Origin of the sequence: Methylocella sp. (genome assembly GCA_037200525.1) — a bacterium.
GTDB lineage: Bacteria > Pseudomonadota > Alphaproteobacteria > Rhizobiales > Beijerinckiaceae > Methylocapsa.
Map to the genome: position 1 here is coordinate 455,964 of JBBCGG010000001.1, position 16,243 is coordinate 472,206.

The 16,243-nt window shown below is 59.1% G+C and carries 8 protein-coding genes and 1 pseudogene; 7 read left to right on the forward strand and 2 right to left on the reverse strand.

What is annotated here, in order from left to right:
• Positions 1 to 13: 13 nt before the first annotated feature.
• A complete protein-coding gene (locus WDN46_02155; GenBank protein MEJ0092258.1) occupies positions 14 to 619 on the reverse strand; it encodes a TetR/AcrR family transcriptional regulator in 606 nt (201 codons plus the stop codon).
• A 160-nt stretch (positions 620 to 779) separates the two neighbouring features.
• Here WDN46_02155 and WDN46_02160 point away from each other — a divergent pair, with 160 nt between their 5' ends.
• The 7 genes and pseudogenes from WDN46_02160 to WDN46_02190 all read left to right on the forward strand — a co-directional run bounded on the left by WDN46_02160 (position 780) and on the right by WDN46_02190 (position 12,650).
• The gene (locus tag WDN46_02160) at positions 780 to 3,965 is read left to right on the forward strand and encodes an efflux RND transporter permease subunit (GenBank protein MEJ0092259.1); all 3,186 of its coding nucleotides are present in this window, start codon (positions 780 to 782) and stop codon (positions 3,963 to 3,965) included.
• Positions 3,962 to 5,206, forward strand: a complete 1,245-nt coding sequence (locus WDN46_02165) for an efflux RND transporter periplasmic adaptor subunit (protein ID MEJ0092260.1) — start codon at positions 3,962 to 3,964, stop codon at positions 5,204 to 5,206. Before WDN46_02160 ends, WDN46_02165 begins: the two co-directional genes overlap by 4 nt.
• 34 nt (positions 5,207 to 5,240) lie before the next feature.
• Positions 5,241 to 6,251: an aldo/keto reductase gene (locus WDN46_02170; GenBank protein MEJ0092261.1), complete on the forward strand. Its 1,011-nt coding sequence runs from the start codon at positions 5,241 to 5,243 to the stop codon at positions 6,249 to 6,251.
• Between the two features lie 256 nt (positions 6,252 to 6,507).
• Positions 6,508 to 9,699: an efflux RND transporter permease subunit gene (locus WDN46_02175; GenBank protein MEJ0092262.1), complete on the forward strand. Its 3,192-nt coding sequence runs from the start codon at positions 6,508 to 6,510 to the stop codon at positions 9,697 to 9,699.
• Between the two features lie 61 nt (positions 9,700 to 9,760).
• A complete protein-coding gene (locus WDN46_02180) occupies positions 9,761 to 10,960 on the forward strand; it encodes an efflux RND transporter periplasmic adaptor subunit (GenBank protein ID MEJ0092263.1) in 1,200 nt (399 codons plus the stop codon).
• Positions 10,961 to 11,155: 195 nt separating this feature from the next.
• Positions 11,156 to 11,922 (forward strand): annotated as a pseudogene (locus WDN46_02185) (IS5 family transposase).
• A 251-nt stretch (positions 11,923 to 12,173) separates the two neighbouring features.
• Positions 12,174 to 12,650 carry a glutathione peroxidase gene (locus WDN46_02190; GenBank protein MEJ0092264.1) on the forward strand — a complete coding sequence of 159 codons (477 nt, stop codon included), beginning with the start codon at positions 12,174 to 12,176 and terminating at the stop codon, positions 12,648 to 12,650.
• Between the two features lie 336 nt (positions 12,651 to 12,986).
• Here WDN46_02190 and WDN46_02195 read toward each other — a convergent pair whose 3' ends face one another.
• Positions 12,987 to 16,220, reverse strand: a complete 3,234-nt coding sequence (locus WDN46_02195; protein ID MEJ0092265.1) for a multidrug efflux RND transporter permease subunit — start codon at positions 16,218 to 16,220, stop codon at positions 12,987 to 12,989.
• Between the last annotated feature and the right edge of the window lie 23 nt (positions 16,221 to 16,243).

The window sequence follows — 16,243 nt, forward strand, 5'->3', positions numbered from 1 at the left end:
GGCGCACACGCCGTCAGACGGGAGCAGTCAAGCGCGGCGTCGGTTCGGCTTTCTTCGGCATGCAGCCTTGCAGGAATTGCTCGACCGCCGCCTCCACCATCCGCTTGATCTCGGCGGCGGCCGGCGGCCGCCGCACGCCGATGAGGCATTGAAACCTTATTGTCCCAGACAACATTTCGAGAAAATGATCGGCCGCTTTGTGGCTATCTGGCAGCTGAAGCTGACCCCGTTCGATCTGGCGGTCGAAAAATTCCGCAAGGAATTCCCGGCTGCGGCCCGGACCCAGTTTCCAGTATTGTTCGGCGATTTCCGGGATGCGCGGCGCTTCGGCGATGATGAGGCGATTGAGGCTGAGAGTCGAGGCGGAGGTCACGATGTCCAGATAGCGGATGCCGACCTCCTCCAGCACCTCGCGGGGGGGACGCGGCGCTAATTTTTCCGGGGCCAAGCCCTCAAAGATCGTCTCGCACGTCTCGATGATAAGGGCCTCGAACAGGCCTTGCTTACCGCCGAACAGCCCATAGAGCGTCTGCCGCGATCCGCCGGACCGCGAGATCACATCATCCAAAGTGGCTTCGGCGAAGCCCTTTTCCTGGAAAACCTCGCGCGCGGCCTCCATAAAGGCCTCCCTCCGCGCCGCGAGACGTTTGCTCGGCTGCGTCCCGGCAAAGTCGACATTTGAGGGGGCCACTTTCATTCACAACCTGGTTACACATATGATACGTACTTGATATGTACTGTACGATACAATACGTCAAGGTAGACCTCCGGAGTTTATTATGGGCATAGTCGCATTCGCGCTTCGCTACCGCCACACCTTTTATGTGCTGGCATTCATGATGCTGTTTCTTGGCGGCAGCGCGATCCTGACGACGCCCAAGGACATTTTCCCCAGCATCAACATCCCAGTGGTTACGGTCATTTGGCAGTATACCGGGCTGACGCCGGAGGAAATGGAGCAGCGCGTCACCACCTACAGCGAATATTCGATCAGCTCCGCCGTCAGCGACGTCCGCACCATCGAGAGCCAAACGCTGTCCGGCATCGCGGTCGAGAAGATTTACTTTCAGCCTGGCGTCAGCATCGATCTCGCGATCGCCCAGATCGTCTCCGGCTCCGATTCGATCCGCGCGCTGATGCCGGCCGGCATTCAGCCGCCGACGATCGTCCAGTATAATGCCTCATCGGTCGCCGTGCTTCAGCTTAGTTTGAGTTCTGACCAGCTGAACGAGCAGCAGCTCTATGATTACGGCATCTATCAGATGCGCCAAGCCTTGGCTCCGATCCCCGGCATCACGCTGCCGACGCCCTATGGCGGCAAATATCGACAGATCATGGTCGATCTCGACCCCGACGCGCTCCGGGCGAGGGGCATAACCCCGAACGATATCGTCACCGCCGTCAACGCTTCAAGCCTGACCTTGCCCGCGGGCGACGTGAAGATGGGCGATCAGCAGTTCATCGTTAAAGTCAACACGTTGGCCCCTTCGATCGCCGACCTCAACCGCGTGCCTGTCAAGCAGGTTGGCGGCGCCACCGTCTATCTCTCCGACGTCGCGCATGTTCGCGACGGCTGGGCGGTGCAGCAGAACATCGTGCGAGCCGAAGGCAAGCGCTCCGTCCTTTTGACCATCATCAAGAACGGCAACGCCTCCACTCTCGACGTGGTCAATCGCGTGAAGGCGGCTCTGCCCGAGATCCAAAAGGCGGCGCCTCCCGGCATGAACATAGACCTCTTGTTCGACCAGTCCGTGTTCGTGCAGAACGCGATCAACAGCGTGCTGCAGGAAGGGGCGATCGCCGCCGCCCTGACCGCCCTGATGATCCTCATCTTCCTTGGCTCATGGCGCTCCACAATCGTCGTCATGGTGGCGATTCCGCTGTCAATTCTGACGTCGATTGCCGTGCTGGCGGCGCTTGGCCAGACAATCAACACGATGACTCTCGGCGGCCTGGCGCTGGCGGTCGGCATCCTCGTTGACGACAGCACCGTCACGATCGAGAACACCCATCGCCTGCTTGAGGAAGGCGAGCCCTTCGACAAAGCCGTGCTGGACGGCGCTTCCGGCATCGCGATTCCGACGCTGATCTCCACGCTGGCCATTTGCTGCGTGTTCGTCTCGGTGTTCTTTTTGCAGGGGGCTGCGCGTTATCTCTTCACCCCGCTGGCCATGGCGGTGGTGTTCGCCATGCTCGCCTCCTACTGCATCGCGCGCACGCTAACCCCGATCATGATCGGGCTTTTGATCCGCACGGAGCATGAGAACCACGGCGCCGCCAAGGGCTGGTTTGGCCGCTTTCATGACGGATTCAACGTGCGGTTCGATCGTTTCCGCGACTTTTATGGTTGGCTGCTCGCCGGCATTCTGCGGCGGACCATATTGACGCCGACGATCGCCGTGCTTGTCGTGATCGGGGCAGGCGCGCTCTCGCTCAACATCGGTTCCGACTTCTTTCCGGCCGTCGACGCTGGCCTGATCCAGTTGCACGTGCGGGCCCCCGCGCGCACGCGCGTCGAACGCACCGAGCAGATCTTCCAGGCGGTCGAGGACAATATCCGCGCGGACGTCGCGCCTAAGGATCTGAAACTGATCCTCGACAATATTGGTTTGCCGCAGCGGCTCTATAATCTTGCCTTCACCGATGGCAGCGCCATCGGCGTCAACGACGGCATCATCCAAATCGAGCTCGGCGAAGGTCACGAGCCCACCGCGCAGATCATCAAAAAGCTGCGCGCCGAACTGCCGGCAGCGTTTCCCGACGTTCTCTTCTATTTCCAACCCGCCGATCTCGTCACCCAAGTGCTGAACTTTGGCGTGCCGACGCAGATCGACGTGCAGGTTCAGGGGAAAGACCGCGAAAACAACAAGAAGATCGCCGCGGCGTTGCAGGAGAAAATGTTTAAGGTTCCCGGCCTCGTCGACGCCCATATCCAGCAAGAGCTGAACGCGCCCGAGCTGTACTACACCGTCGACCGCACCCGCGCGCAGCAGCTCCAGCTGAAGACGCAGGACGTGGGCAATAACATCAACATCAGCCTCAGTTCCTCGGAACAGGTCTCGCCTAATTTCTGGACCGATCCGAAAAATGGCATCCCGTACTTCATGGCGGTGCAGACGCCCGAATATCGCACCTCCAATAAGAACCAGCTCGACAATACTCCGCTTGCCAGCGGTCTCGATCCCAGCGGCACTCCAATACCCACCGTGCTTGGCAATATCGCCACGGCGCAGCGCATCGGCGTGCAATCGGTCTTCAACCAGTCCAACATTCAAGCGGTCTATGACGTTTATGGCAGCACGCAGGACCACGATCTCGGCAGCATATCGACGGCGATCAACAAGATTGTCGCCGAGGTCGAGCCTCAGCTCAAACCCGGCAATCACATTGTCGTTCGCGGCCAGATCGAGAGCATGAATTCAGCGTTCGGCAATTTGACGATGGGGCTGTTGTTCGCCGCCGTCTTCGTTTACATGCTGATGGTCGTCAATTATCAGAGCTTCCTCGATCCGCTTGCGGTGATCCTGGCTTTGCCTGGCGCCGGCGCAGGGATTATCTTGCTGCTGTTCGTCACCGGCACCACGCTGAGCGTGCCTTCCCTGATGGGGTCGATCATGGCGATCGGCGTTGCTTCGGCAAACTCGATTTTGTTGGTCACCTTCGCACGTGAGCAGCGCGAGGCTGGGATGAGCGCGTTCGAGGCCGCGTTGTCGGCTGGCACCACGCGACTTCGCCCGGTTCTGATGACAGCCGCCGCAATGATCGTCGGCATGATTCCAATGGCGATCGGCGGCCCCGGGGAAGAGCAGAATGCGGTGCTGGCGCGCGCGGTCATCGGCGGCGTCGCCGTCGGCACCATGACCACTTTGTTGTTTGTTCCGTTCCTCTATTCCGTGATCGGCCGTTTTGAACGGCTGGACTCGGAGGCCCATGCGGGCCCGGCTCATCAAGGAGCTTCGTCATGAACAGCATGCCACCAGACATAGCATTTAAGCCAGACGCTCCGGAGAATCCGAAAGGGCAGCAACCGGAAGACGGACGGAAGGGGCGCATAGCCCGGATGCTTGGTTTTGTCGCTGTCGCGACCGTAGCGGGACTGGTCGGCTTCGGCATCTGGAGCAAATCGAGCCGCAACGCCGATGCAGACGCCGTCCTGCAGGCGCGCGAGAACGTGATTCCGAAGGTGCGCACCATGATTGCGCAGGAAGATACGAAGCCCCGCACGATTGAGCTGACGGGCAATATGGCGGCGTTCGATAGCGCGACGATTTTTGCCCGCGCTACTGGCTATATCAGCGTCAGAAATGTCGATATCGGCAGCAAGATGCACAAAGGGGATGTGCTCGCGGTGATTGCCGCCCCTGATCTCGATCAACAGCTCGCCCAGGCAAAGGCGCAGCTTGTGCAGTTCGATGCGGCTGTCCAGCAAGCGCAAGCCAATGCGGACCTCGGCCGCGTCACCGACCAACGGACATCGCGGCTCGTCGCTCAAGGATGGTCGAGCGAGCAGCAAGGCGACAACGACAGGCTGACGTCGGCCTCTCGCGTGGCGGCGCTCGCGGTAGCGCGCGCAAATGTGCTGGCGCAGCAGGCCGCCGTGAATCGTTTAGAAGAGCTGACTCAATTCGAGCAGATCAAGGCCCCGTTCGATGGCGTGATTACAAGCCGCCTCATCGATGTCGGCAGTCTCGTCGCCGCCGACGCGAACAACGGAACGCCTTTATTCTCGATCGCTCGCACCGACGTTCTGCGCGTGCAGGTCTTTGTGCCGCAAACCTTTACCTTTGGAATTTCGGACGGAGATGATGCAACGGCCACAGTGTCGGAATTGCCGGGCCAGGTGTTCCACGGCAAGGTCGCGCGCAACGCGAAAGCGCTGTCGGCTGGCACTCGCACGCTGCTGATGGAGGTCGACGTCGATAATAAGGACAGCGTGCTGTCGGCGGGTCTCTACAGCGTCATCCATTTGCAGGTGCGCCGGATGAACCCGGTCATCGTCATTCCTTCGCAGGCGGTGATCTTCAATTCGGACGGGCTGAAGACGGCTGTTGTCTCGGATGGCAAGGTCGAACTCCGCAAGATCGATCTTGAATTGGACAATGGCGCCACCGTCGAGGTGAGGTCTGGGCTAAAGCCCGGCGATCAAATCATTCTCAGTCCGCCGGCGAACGTGACCAACGGCATGCGGGTCACAACGACAACCTGAGAGCGGGCGCGCAACCGATCCAACGGGAGTGGAGATGGTTATTCAAACAATAAGAAAAGTCGAGCATGCGGAGATTCCAGGAAGCTCGCTCAAGGTTTCACGCGTCGCGCTCGGCGCCTGGGCCATAGGCGGTTGGATGTGGGGCGGGACCGATGAATCCGAATCGATCGCCACTATCCGCGCCGCTCTGGAGCATGGCGTCAACGTCATTGATACGGCCCCGGTCTATGGGTTTGGCCGCTCAGAGGAAATCGTCGGCAAGGCTTTGGCTGAGGGCGGTCTGCGCGATGACGCCGTTATCGCCACAAAGGCCGGCCTTGAGTGGAAAGACGGCAAAGTCTTCCGCAACGCCAGCCGCGAGCGAATCATGCTCGAAATCGACGAGTCTCTGCGACGGCTTCGAACCGATCGCATCGATATCTATCAGATCCATTGGCCGGACCCGCTGGTCAAAATGGAAGAAACCGCCGAGGCGATGAACGCCCTGTTGAAACAGGGAAAGATACGCGCCATCGGCGTCAGCAATTTCTCCGTCGATCAGATGGAGCAATTCCGCAAGGTTGCGCCGATACACGTGCTGCAGCCGCCCTACAATCTCTTTGAGCGCGGGATCGACGCGGACGTTCTGCCCTATTGCCTCAAAAACAATATTGCGACCTTCGGTTATAGCGCGTTGTGCCGGGGTCTTCTGTCTGGGCGGATGAAGCCGGACACGGTTTTCTACGGCGACGATCTGCGCCGCAAAGAGCCGAAATTTCAGCAGCCAAGGTTTGGTCGCTATCTCGCAGCGGTGCGGCGGCTCGATGAGCTCGCAAAAGATCGCTTCGGCAAGCGCGTCATTGATCTGGCGGTCCGCTGGATGCTCGATCAGGGCATCACGACGGCGCTATGGGGCGCGCGCCATCCCGAGCAATTGCGGCCGGTGGATGACGTTTTCGGCTGGTCGCTCGATGCCTCCGCCAAAGCCGAGATCGACCGGATCCTGACGGCGGAGATCACCGATCCAGTCGGTCCTGAATTCATGGCGCCGCCGTCGCGAGGTTAAAAGATCGCCATCTTCATTTCAGTATAAAGTTTATGTTCTACTTTACCAAAGAGGTAAGTTGTTGCAGCGAGCGGCCGAAAACGAGTCTAGGAAACAAAGGCTCACAAGACTGCTCTAGTTAAAAGATATTCTAATGGGACTCTAGTCTAATTCACGTACATTTGATGACTGCGCCGTCGCTCGCTGGCGTCGCGCAACATCTTTCTAACGTGATCAGTACTAAAATGCGAAATGTTTGACAATCAAGGTCAGGTTCATGACAGCCATTGTTCGATTAGCTCTTTCGCGCCCCTATACGTTTGTCGTCATGGCGATCCTGATCATGATTTTCGGCACGCTGTCGGCGGTCCGGACGCCGACCGATATTTTTCCGAATATCGGAATCCCGGTCATCAGCGTGGTTTGGAACTATACGGGCTTGCCGCCGGACGATATGTCGGGCCGCATTATTTCGATCTATGAGCGAACCCTCACGACGACGGTCAATGACATCGAACATATCGAGTCGCAGTCGCTCGCCGGCTATGGCATCGTCAAGGTATACTTCCAGCCTACTGTGGACATCAGCGCCGCTCAGGCGCAGGTCACATCCATCTCTCAGACAATTTTGAAGCAGCTCCCGCCCGGCGTTACTCCGCCGCAGATTCTGTCCTATAATGCGTCGAGCGTGCCGATTATCCAGCTGGCGGTATCGAGCGACACCCTCTCTCAGACAGACCTCAACGACCTCGCTCAAAACTTCATTCGGCCCGCTCTCTCGACGATCGCAGGAGCCCAGTTGCCCTCCGTCTATGGCGGAATGATCCGACAGGTGCAGATCGATCTCGACCAGAAGGCGCTGCACGCCCACAATCTTTCGGCGACCGATATCGGCAACGCGCTCGCGCGGCAAAACCTGATCACCCCTGTCGGCACGGAAAAGATCGGTTCCTATGAATACACCATAGACCTCAATGACTCGCCCAAACAGCTGGACGATTTCAACAATCTGCCAATCAAGGTTGTCAACGGCGTTGTCGTCTTCATGCGCGACGTCGCTTTCGTCCACAACGGCTCGCCGCCGCAGACCAACGTCGTGCAGTTGGACGGCCGCAAGGGCGTGCTGATGTCGGTCTTGAAGAACGGCTCGGCGTCGACTCTCGACATCATCGCCGACGTCAAGGCGCGCTTGCCGGCGATTCAAGCCACCCTCCCGCCGGGAGTGACTCTCAAATTCGTCAGCGATCAATCCGGCTTCGTCACCTCCTCGGTGACCGCGGTCGTCCGCGAAGGTCTGATCGCGGCCACGTTGACCGGTCTCATGATCCTGGTTTTTCTCGGAAGCTGGCGCTCGACATTGATCATCACAGTATCGATCCCATTGGCGGTGCTCTCCTCGCTGATCGCCCTTTCGATTCTTGGTCAAACCATCAATGTGATGACGCTCGGCGGTTTGGCGCTTGCGGTCGGCATTTTGGTTGACGACGCTACGGTCACCATTGAAAACATCAATCGCCATATGGAGGAACTTGACGAAGACATCTTGACGGCGATTACGCGCGGCGCGCACGAAATCATGCCGCCTGCAACGATTGCGCTATTTTGCATCTGCATCGCCTTCGTCCCGCTTCTTTCCCTCGGCGGAGTCGCCGGCTATCTGTTCCGGCCGCTGGCGATGGCGGTCGTCTTCGCGATGATCGCATCATACATTCTGACGTATACGCTGGTGCCGACGATGGCGCATTTTCTCCTGCGCAACCAGCACCATCACATCGCGACGCATGGAGAGCCTGACGATCCGCCCGCCGCAGGCATTTTCTCCCGATTTCAACGCAGATTCGAGCATCATTTCGAGCGGCTGCGGCAGGGTTATATGGGCCTGCTGCAACTGGCGCTGCAGCACCGTTTCTGGTTCGCAGGCGGTTTCCTCTGCTTTGCCGTGTTGTCTCTAGGCCTCGCGCCTTTTCTCGGACAGGATTTCTTTCCCTCCGTCGATGCGGGCGCGATCAAAATTCATATGCGCGCGCCGACAGGAACGCGAATCGAGGAAACGACCCTTCTGTCCGATGGGGTCGAGCAGAAGATCCGCGAAATCATTCCGCCGGACCGCGTCGCCAACATCGTCGACAATATCGGCCTACCGATCAGCGGCATTAATATTTCATACGGAAATTCCGGAACCATCGGCGTTTTCGATGACGACATATTGATAACCCTTAACGAAGGCCCGACCCCCACGAGCGAGTATGTGAAGATTCTACGCGAGAAACTGCCGAGGGCGTTCCCCGGCGCGACTTTCTCGTTCCTTCCCGCCGATATCGTCAGCCAGATTCTCAATTTCGGTTCGCCGGCGCCTCTCGACGTTCAGATCGCCGGCGCTGACCTCAACGCGAGCCGGACCTTTGCGAAGAAGCTGCTTGCGAAGATCCGTCATATCCCGGGCATCGCGGATCCACGCATTCAAGAGGAGTTCCAGAATCCCGCCCTCAAGGTCGAATTCAACCGCGAATTCGCCGGCGTCGTGGGGCTGACTGAAGGCGACGCCTCGACCAGCATTCAAGCGACGCTCTCCGGCAGCACTCAGACAGCGCCGACCTATTGGCTGAATCCGACCAATGGCGTCTCGTATCCGGTTTCGATCCAGACGCCGCAATATGACATCGATACTCTTGGAGAGCTGAACAATTTGCCGCTGACGGCCGATAACTCGACTCAATTGCTGGGCGGCCTCGCGACCCTCTCACCGGAGCCGCTCGACGCCGTCGTCACGCACTATAATATCCGGTCCACCGTGAACATCTATGCGACGACGCAGAATCGCGATCTCGGCGGAGTTGCCGCCGATATCGAAAAGATCGTCAACGACGCCCGCGCGGATCTCCCGAGAGGCTCAACCGTCGTCATCCGCGGCCAGGCCGCCACCATGACAAGCGCCTACATGCAATTGTTTATCGGCTTGGCCTTCTCCATCGTGCTGATCTATCTCCTGATCGTCGTCAACTTCCAGTCCTGGCTCGATCCTTTCGTGATCATCATGGCGCTTCCAGCCGCATTGGCCGGCATCGTGTGGATGCTGTTCATCACTCACACCAGCCTGTCGGTGCCCGCCCTAACTGGCGCAATCATGTGCATGGGCGTCGCCACGGCGAACAGCATTCTCGTCGTCAGCTTTGCGCGTGAACAGCTTGCTGAGGGAAAAGACGTAGTGACCGCCGCGCTGGCGGCGGGCGCAACCCGCTTCAGGCCCGTGCTCATGACTGCGCTCGCCATGATCATCGGCATGGCGCCGATGGCTATCGAGCCCGGACAAAATTCGCCACTTGGACGCGCCGTCATCGGCGGTCTTCTGTTTGCGACCATCGCGACGCTATTGTTCGTGCCTACAGTGTTCGGCATCGCGCATGGACGCAAAGTCGTCAACCAAGCCAAGGCAGCGGAGCCGCTCTCCGGCCTGCCATCCCATGCCTGACCCGGAGCGATTTATGTCTTCCGACTCACCCATGCCGTCTCGCAAGCCGCGTCGCGTTTTGTTGATACTCTGCGTTATCGGTGTCGGCGCCATCGGTCTCGCCGCCTCCGGCATCATCGACCGCGCGAGAAGCACGCAGGAGCTCAAGACCTGGACCAACTCCCAGGCGATTCCAACGGTCCAGGTAATCCAACCTGAACGCGGACCGGTTGAAGAGCAGCTAATCTTGCCTGGCACCGTGAACGCCTATTACACCGGTTCGCTTTTTGCCCGCGCCAGCGGCTATATCACCGGCTGGTATAAGGACATCGGCACGCATGTTAAAAAAGGAGAGGTGCTGGCGCTGATTGCGGCCCCCGATCTCGATCAGCAGCTTGCCGAAGCGAAGGCGCAGCTCGTCCAGTTCCAGGCGGCGGTTCAGCAAGCGCAGGCCAATGCGGATCTTGGCCGAGTGACCGACCAACGAACATCGCGGCTCGTCGCTCAGGGATGGTCCAGCGCGCAGCAAGGCGACACCGATCGGCTGACGTCGGCATCGCGCGCGGCGGCGCTTGAGGTCGCCCGCGGGAATGCGATGGCGCAGCAGGCTGTGGTAAACCGGCTTGAGGAACTAACTCAGTTTGAGCAAATCAAGGCGCCTTTCGATGGCATCCTGACGATGCGAACGGTCGATATAGGCGATCTCGTCAATGCCGGCGGCAACTCGGGCAGAGCCTTGTTCCAAGTCTGCGATATCCATCGCATGCGCATTTATGTGAATGTACCGCAGGCATTTCTCGGCGAGATGAAGCCGGGCATCAAGGCGACGCTGCATCTGCCCGGCCAGCAAGAAACATTCGAAGCGGAACTGGTCTCGACATCAAATGCGCTTGCTGAAAATTCTCGAACTGCTTTGATCGAATTGCAATCGGACAATCCCGACGGAAAACTTTGGCCGGGCGCCTTTACCGAGGTCCATTTTCATATTCCCTCCGACCCGAACACCATGCGCGTACCGGCCACCGCGCTTGTCTTCGGCGCACATGGAATGCGCGTGGCTTTAGTAGATGTCAGCAACAAAGTCGTGCTTAAATCAGTGACCCTCGGGCGCAACCTTGGGAACAAGGTCGAGATTCAATCTGGGGTTTCGTTGTCCGACCGTCTAATCGACAATCCGCAGGAGTCGATCGAATCGGGCGACCTCGTCCAGATCGCCCAGGCGAACACGAAAGCGGTCGCAACGGCGGAAAAAGCGGACCCAATCGCTAAAAAAAGCGAATGAGACGCGCCTCATGACAATGTCGAATCTTTTTGAGGGCCGAAGATGAGGGGCGAAAGGGTCGCGGGCCAAATCGCATCCGTTGAAATGCATATCGACGCAGAACGATTCCTAGGCCGTGGTGACGAATTCGGCGTTTGAGGGATTCTCGCGAGGATCTTTCCATGATTCAAGGCTGATTTTTGGAGATCAGCCTTGATGATTCGGGATGTCGATGCGCTGCGAGACGATCAATGGGAGCGGCTTTGTGATCTTGTGCCAGGCGGAAGAGCCGGCCAGCGCGGGCCGCGCTGCGACAATCGACGCTTCGTCGACGCGCTGTTATGGATGGCCCGCTCGGGCGGCCGCTGGCGCGATCTGCCCGAACGCTTCGGCGACCATCAGGCGGTGAAACGCCGCTACTATCGCTGGATCGAGCGCGGCGCCTTGGACGGATTTCTTGAGGCATTCACCGCCGAGGCCGATCTCGAATGGCTGATGATCGACTCAACAATCGTGCGCGCCCATCAGCACGCGGCCGGCGCAAGGATCGCCAAAGGGGGGCGGATGCCCAAGGCCTGGGCCGCTCTCGCGGTGGTTTGAGCACCAAAATCCACGCCGCGACAGACGCACTCGGCAACCCCGTTCGGCTCCTTCTCGGACCTGGGCAGCGCAACGACATCACAAAAGCGCACGCCCTGATCGAAGGCTTTGCGGCCGATGCGATCATCGCCGATAAAGGTTATGACGCCAATCACTTGCGCAAGGCTGTTCTTATGCGTGAGGCTGAGCCGGTGATCCCATCAAAATCCAATCGCCGCGCGCCGCTCCCCTACGACAAGGCGCTCTACAAGGAGCGCAATCTCGTCGAGCGTTTCTTCAATAAACTGAAGCAGTTCCGGCGCGTCGCAACCCGATACGACAAGCTCCTCGCAAACTACCGAGGCTTCGTATTGCTCGCCGCTATTGCTATCATGCTCAGGTAATTCGTCACTACTGCCTAGCGTGCGGGCAAGCCGAGACATGATCGCGCTCCGGTAGTTTGCGCAAGCAGCGACCGAAGAAAAGGCCCCGTGAAAGATGGGGTAGGAAGCGCCGCAAAAATATGCGATCGAAAAGTCGGTCAATGAAGCATTTGAAAGCGGGGCCCTGATCGCCCCTCCTCGCGCATAGGTTTGAGGCCTCGCGCCGATGCGCGTCCCCTCGATCAAATAAGCGAGGCCGAGAAAGAGATGCGATGAGCGCCCATCAGTATTCGTTCAAGACGATCGACGGCAATCCTCTGCCCCTCGCTTCGTTCAAAGGCAAAGCGGTTCTGATCGTCAACACGGCCTCCGCCTGTGGGCTAACGCCGCAATATGAGGCGCTCGAGGCGCTTTATCGGCGGTATCGCGATTTTGGTTTTGTCGTACTTGGCGTTCCGGCCAATGATTTTGGCAAGCAGGAGCCTGGAACGGAAGCCGAGATCAGAACCTTCTGCACGATGAAATTTGACATCGATTTCCCGCTCGCCTCCAAAGAGACCGTCATCGGCGAGCATGCGCATCCGTTTTATAGATGGGTCGTGAACCAGCTTGGCGAGGACGCCGCGCCGAAGTGGAATTTTCACAAATATCTGATCGGCAAGGACGGCGGCATTGCCGGCGTGTTTGGATCGCGCACTGTCCCCGACGCGCCGGAAGTCATTGCCGCAATTGAAGCGGCCCTCGCGTAAGGCCCCCGCTCAACAATAGCGCGTCGCTTATAGCTATTGCATCCTTGCGTTGAGCTTTGGCGTTAGCCACAGCGTTTGACGGCGATGGCTACAAGGTCGGCGCCTCCCTGCCGGATGCCCTTCGGCGCGCGCAGACGTTCAATATTCCGCGCTGATTTCATCTTGCGCCCGCCGACGCAATTCCGCGCCCGAGATAATTGCCGAAGCAACTCGCCTTCGCGATGCGACGCTGCGAAGGGACGAGGTCGAAGCGATTCCGGGATCAAAAAATCCTCCGCCTCGACAATCCGACTGGAGCAGGCGCCGACAAGGTCGCCATGCTCCCAACTGTGGAGTTCAGCCGATCAAGGCGTCATCGCCGACTTTGGCTTTGGCGGCAGGGTCGGCAATGATCTTCTTCTTCGCGTCGGGCGGCGTCTTGTCCTTTTTGAAACGATCGAGCCAGACGGCGATCCCGCGCACGACGACATAGAATGTCGGCGTGAACAAAAGTCCGAACAGCGTCACGCCAAGCATCCCCGCGAAAACCGCCGTGCCAAGGGATTGACGCATCTCGGCTCCGGCCCCCATCGCGCGCGCAAGCGGGAGCACGCCAAAGATGAAGGCGAATGACGTCATCAGAATCGGGCGCAACCGCGTTCGCGCCGCGGAAACGGCCGCCTCGAACCTTGTTTGCCCTTCCTCCTCAGCCTGTTTGGCGAACTCGACGATCAGAATGGCGTTTTTCGCCGCAAGGCCAACAAGAACGATAAGACCGATGTCGACCAGAATATTGCGATCGAGATCGCGCGCGGTGACGCCGATCATCGCCGCGAGAATGCACATCGGAACGATGAGGACCACGGCGAAAGGCAGCAGCCAGCTTTCATAAAGCGCGGCCAGAAGAAGAAACACGAAGACGACGGCAAGGCCAAACGCGATAAAAGCCGTGTTGCCGGCGAGCTTCTCCTGCAGCGCAATTTCAGTCCACTCGAAGCCAAAACCCTGCGGCAGGTTTGCCTTCGCCATGGCCTCGAGCGAATCGATGCCCTGTCCCGAGGAATAACCGCGCGCGAGGCTGACCTGGACTTCCGCCGACGGATAAAGATTATAGCGCGTCACGCGGAACGGTCCCGTCGTATCATTGAGCGTCGCCACGGAGCCGATCGGCACCATATCTCCCTCGGCGTTGCGCGTCTTCAGATTGGCGACATCGCGCAAGGTCATGCGAAACGGATTATCCGCTTGAGCGGTGACCTGATACGTCCGCCCCAGAATGTTGAAGTCATTGACGTAGGCGGAGCCCATATAAACCGACAAGGCTTCGAAGACGCGCGAGATCGGCACGCCAAGCAGTTCAGCTTTGGTCCGATCGATGTCGGCGTAAATCTGCGGCGTATGGGTGTTGAATAGGGTGAAGGCCTGGATGAACCCGGGGTTGGCGTGCGTTGCGCCGACGAGACTCCAGGTTGCGTTTTCCAGCGCCGGCAGACCGCGGCCAGCGCGGTCCTGTACATAGCCCTTGAGGCCGCCGCCGGTGCCGATGCCCGGCACGGACGGGGGCTCCAGCACAAAGGTGAAGGCGTCGGTCAGGACGCTCAAATGGTCTCGAACGTCGGCGAGAATTGAGGGCGCGGTCGCGCCTTCCTTGACGCGATCAGGGAAAGGCTTCAGCGCAACGAAAATGACGCCGGTGTTGGTGGCGTTGGTGAAGGTCGCCCCGTCAAAGCCGGCGAAGGTGACGGCATGCTCGACGCCTTTCCGCTCCAGAATAATCTTTGTGGCGTCGCGCAAGACTTTGTCGGTGCGGTCGAGCGAAGCCCCTGGCGGGAGCTGGAACGCGGCAATGAGATAGCCGCGATCGAGCTGCGGAATGAGCCCGGTCGGGGTCTTGTTCAAGAGATCATAGGCGAAATAGATGAGGCCGGCGTAAATGATGAGCGAGACGAAGCTGATCCGCACAAGTCGCGCCGTAAGGGCGCCATAGCTAATGCTGAGCTTATCGAAGGCCCAGTTGAAAGCGATGAAAAACCAGCGGAATGGCGTGGAGATCCAATAGACCAGACCTGATGTCTTGAGCTTGGCCGCGTGCGGCATGAGAAGAATGGCGGCGAGCGCCGGCGAAAGGGTCAGGGAGACGAAGGCCGAGATCACCGTCGCGCTGGCGATGGTGATGGCGAATTGCTTGTAAAATGCGCCCTGCAAGCCGGTGATGAAGGCGGTCGGAATGAACACGGCGCAAAGCACGAGAGCGATCGCCAACAGGGCGCTGCCGACCTCGTCCATCGTTTTATGCGCGGCCTCCTTCGGGCTCATGCCGTGCTCTAGGTAACGTTCGACGTTTTCGACAACGACGATCGCGTCATCGACGACGATGCCGATCGCAAGGACAAGCCCGAACAAGGACAGCGTGTTGAACGTCAGTCCAACGCCGCTCATCATGAGGAAACAGCCGATCAGCGAAACGGGAATGGCGATGACCGGAATGATCGCGGCGCGCCATGTCTGCAGAAAGACGATGACCACGATGACGACGAGCCCAACCGCTTCGAAAAGCGTGTGCACGACTTCATCGACGGACTGTTGAATGAATTCAGTCGGATTATAGACGACCGTATAGTCGACCCCCGGCGGAAAATCCTTCTTCGCCGTCTCCATGGCGTTTTTCACGGCCGTGGCGGTGGCCAAAGCGTTCGAGCCCGGCCGCTGGAAGATCACCATGGCCGTGGCGACATCGCGGTCGAGATAGGCGTTGACCGTATAATCCTGCGCGCCAAGTTCGACGCGAGCGATGTCGCGCACGCGAATATAGCCGTCGGCGTCGGAGCGGATCACGACATCGCCAAACTGCTCGGGGTCAATGAGGCGCCCGAGCGTTTGCACCGATAGCTGAAACGCGCCGGGCGAACTCGCCGGCGGTTGATTGATCGCGCCGGCGGCGACCTGAAGATTGGCCGCTTGCAAAGCGGCGACGACTTCCCCGGCGGTGAGGCCGCGCGCCGCAACCTTCGCCGGATCGAGCCAAACGCGCATCGAATAATCGCGCGCGCCGAATATCTGGACATTGCCTACGCCGTCGACGCGCGAGAGCTGGTCTTTGAGATAGAGCGTTGCGTAGTTCGAGATATATTTCTGGTCGCGCGATCCGTCAGGCGAGATCATGTGCACGACCATCATCAGATCGGGCGAAGCCTTCTGGACAGTCACGCCTTGCCGGATGACTTCCTGCGGCAGACGCGGGGTTGCAATCGCGACGCGGTTTTGCACAAGCACCTGAGCTTGGTCGACATTGACGCCGGCTTTGAACACAACGTCGATCGAGATCTTTCCATCTCCGGTCGATTGCGAGGTGATGTAGAGCATGTCGTCAACGCCGTTGACCTGCTGCTCGATCGGCGTCGCGACCGTCGCCGCAATGACCTCGGCGGACGCTCCCGGATAGAAGGTAGTGATGTTTACCGTTGGCGGCGCGATCTCCGGATACTCGGCGACCGGCAGCGATCTTTGCGCTATCGCTCCGGCGATAGTCAGAATAATCGACAGAACGGCAGCGAAAATTGGCCGCTCAATGAAGAAATGAGAAAATCGCATGGGCTTCCTTCACCGTACGGCGG

Bases quoted from the DNA above. Each gene is read 5' to 3' on its own strand.
- WDN46_02190 (MEJ0092264.1), top strand. From the start codon at position 12,174: ATGAGCGCCCATCAGTATTCGTTCAAGACGATCGACGGCAATCCTCTG.
- WDN46_02195 (MEJ0092265.1), bottom strand. From the start codon at position 16,220: ATGCGATTTTCTCATTTCTTCATTGAGCGGCCAATTTTCGCTGCCGTT.
- WDN46_02170 (MEJ0092261.1), top strand. From the start codon at position 5,241: ATGGTTATTCAAACAATAAGAAAAGTCGAGCATGCGGAGATTCCAGGA.
- WDN46_02165 (MEJ0092260.1), top strand. From the start codon at position 3,962: ATGAACAGCATGCCACCAGACATAGCATTTAAGCCAGACGCTCCGGAG.
- WDN46_02160 (MEJ0092259.1), top strand. From the start codon at position 780: ATGGGCATAGTCGCATTCGCGCTTCGCTACCGCCACACCTTTTATGTG.
- WDN46_02175 (MEJ0092262.1), top strand. From the start codon at position 6,508: ATGACAGCCATTGTTCGATTAGCTCTTTCGCGCCCCTATACGTTTGTC.
- WDN46_02155 (MEJ0092258.1), bottom strand. From the start codon at position 619: ATGGAGGCCGCGCGCGAGGTTTTCCAGGAAAAGGGCTTCGCCGAAGCC.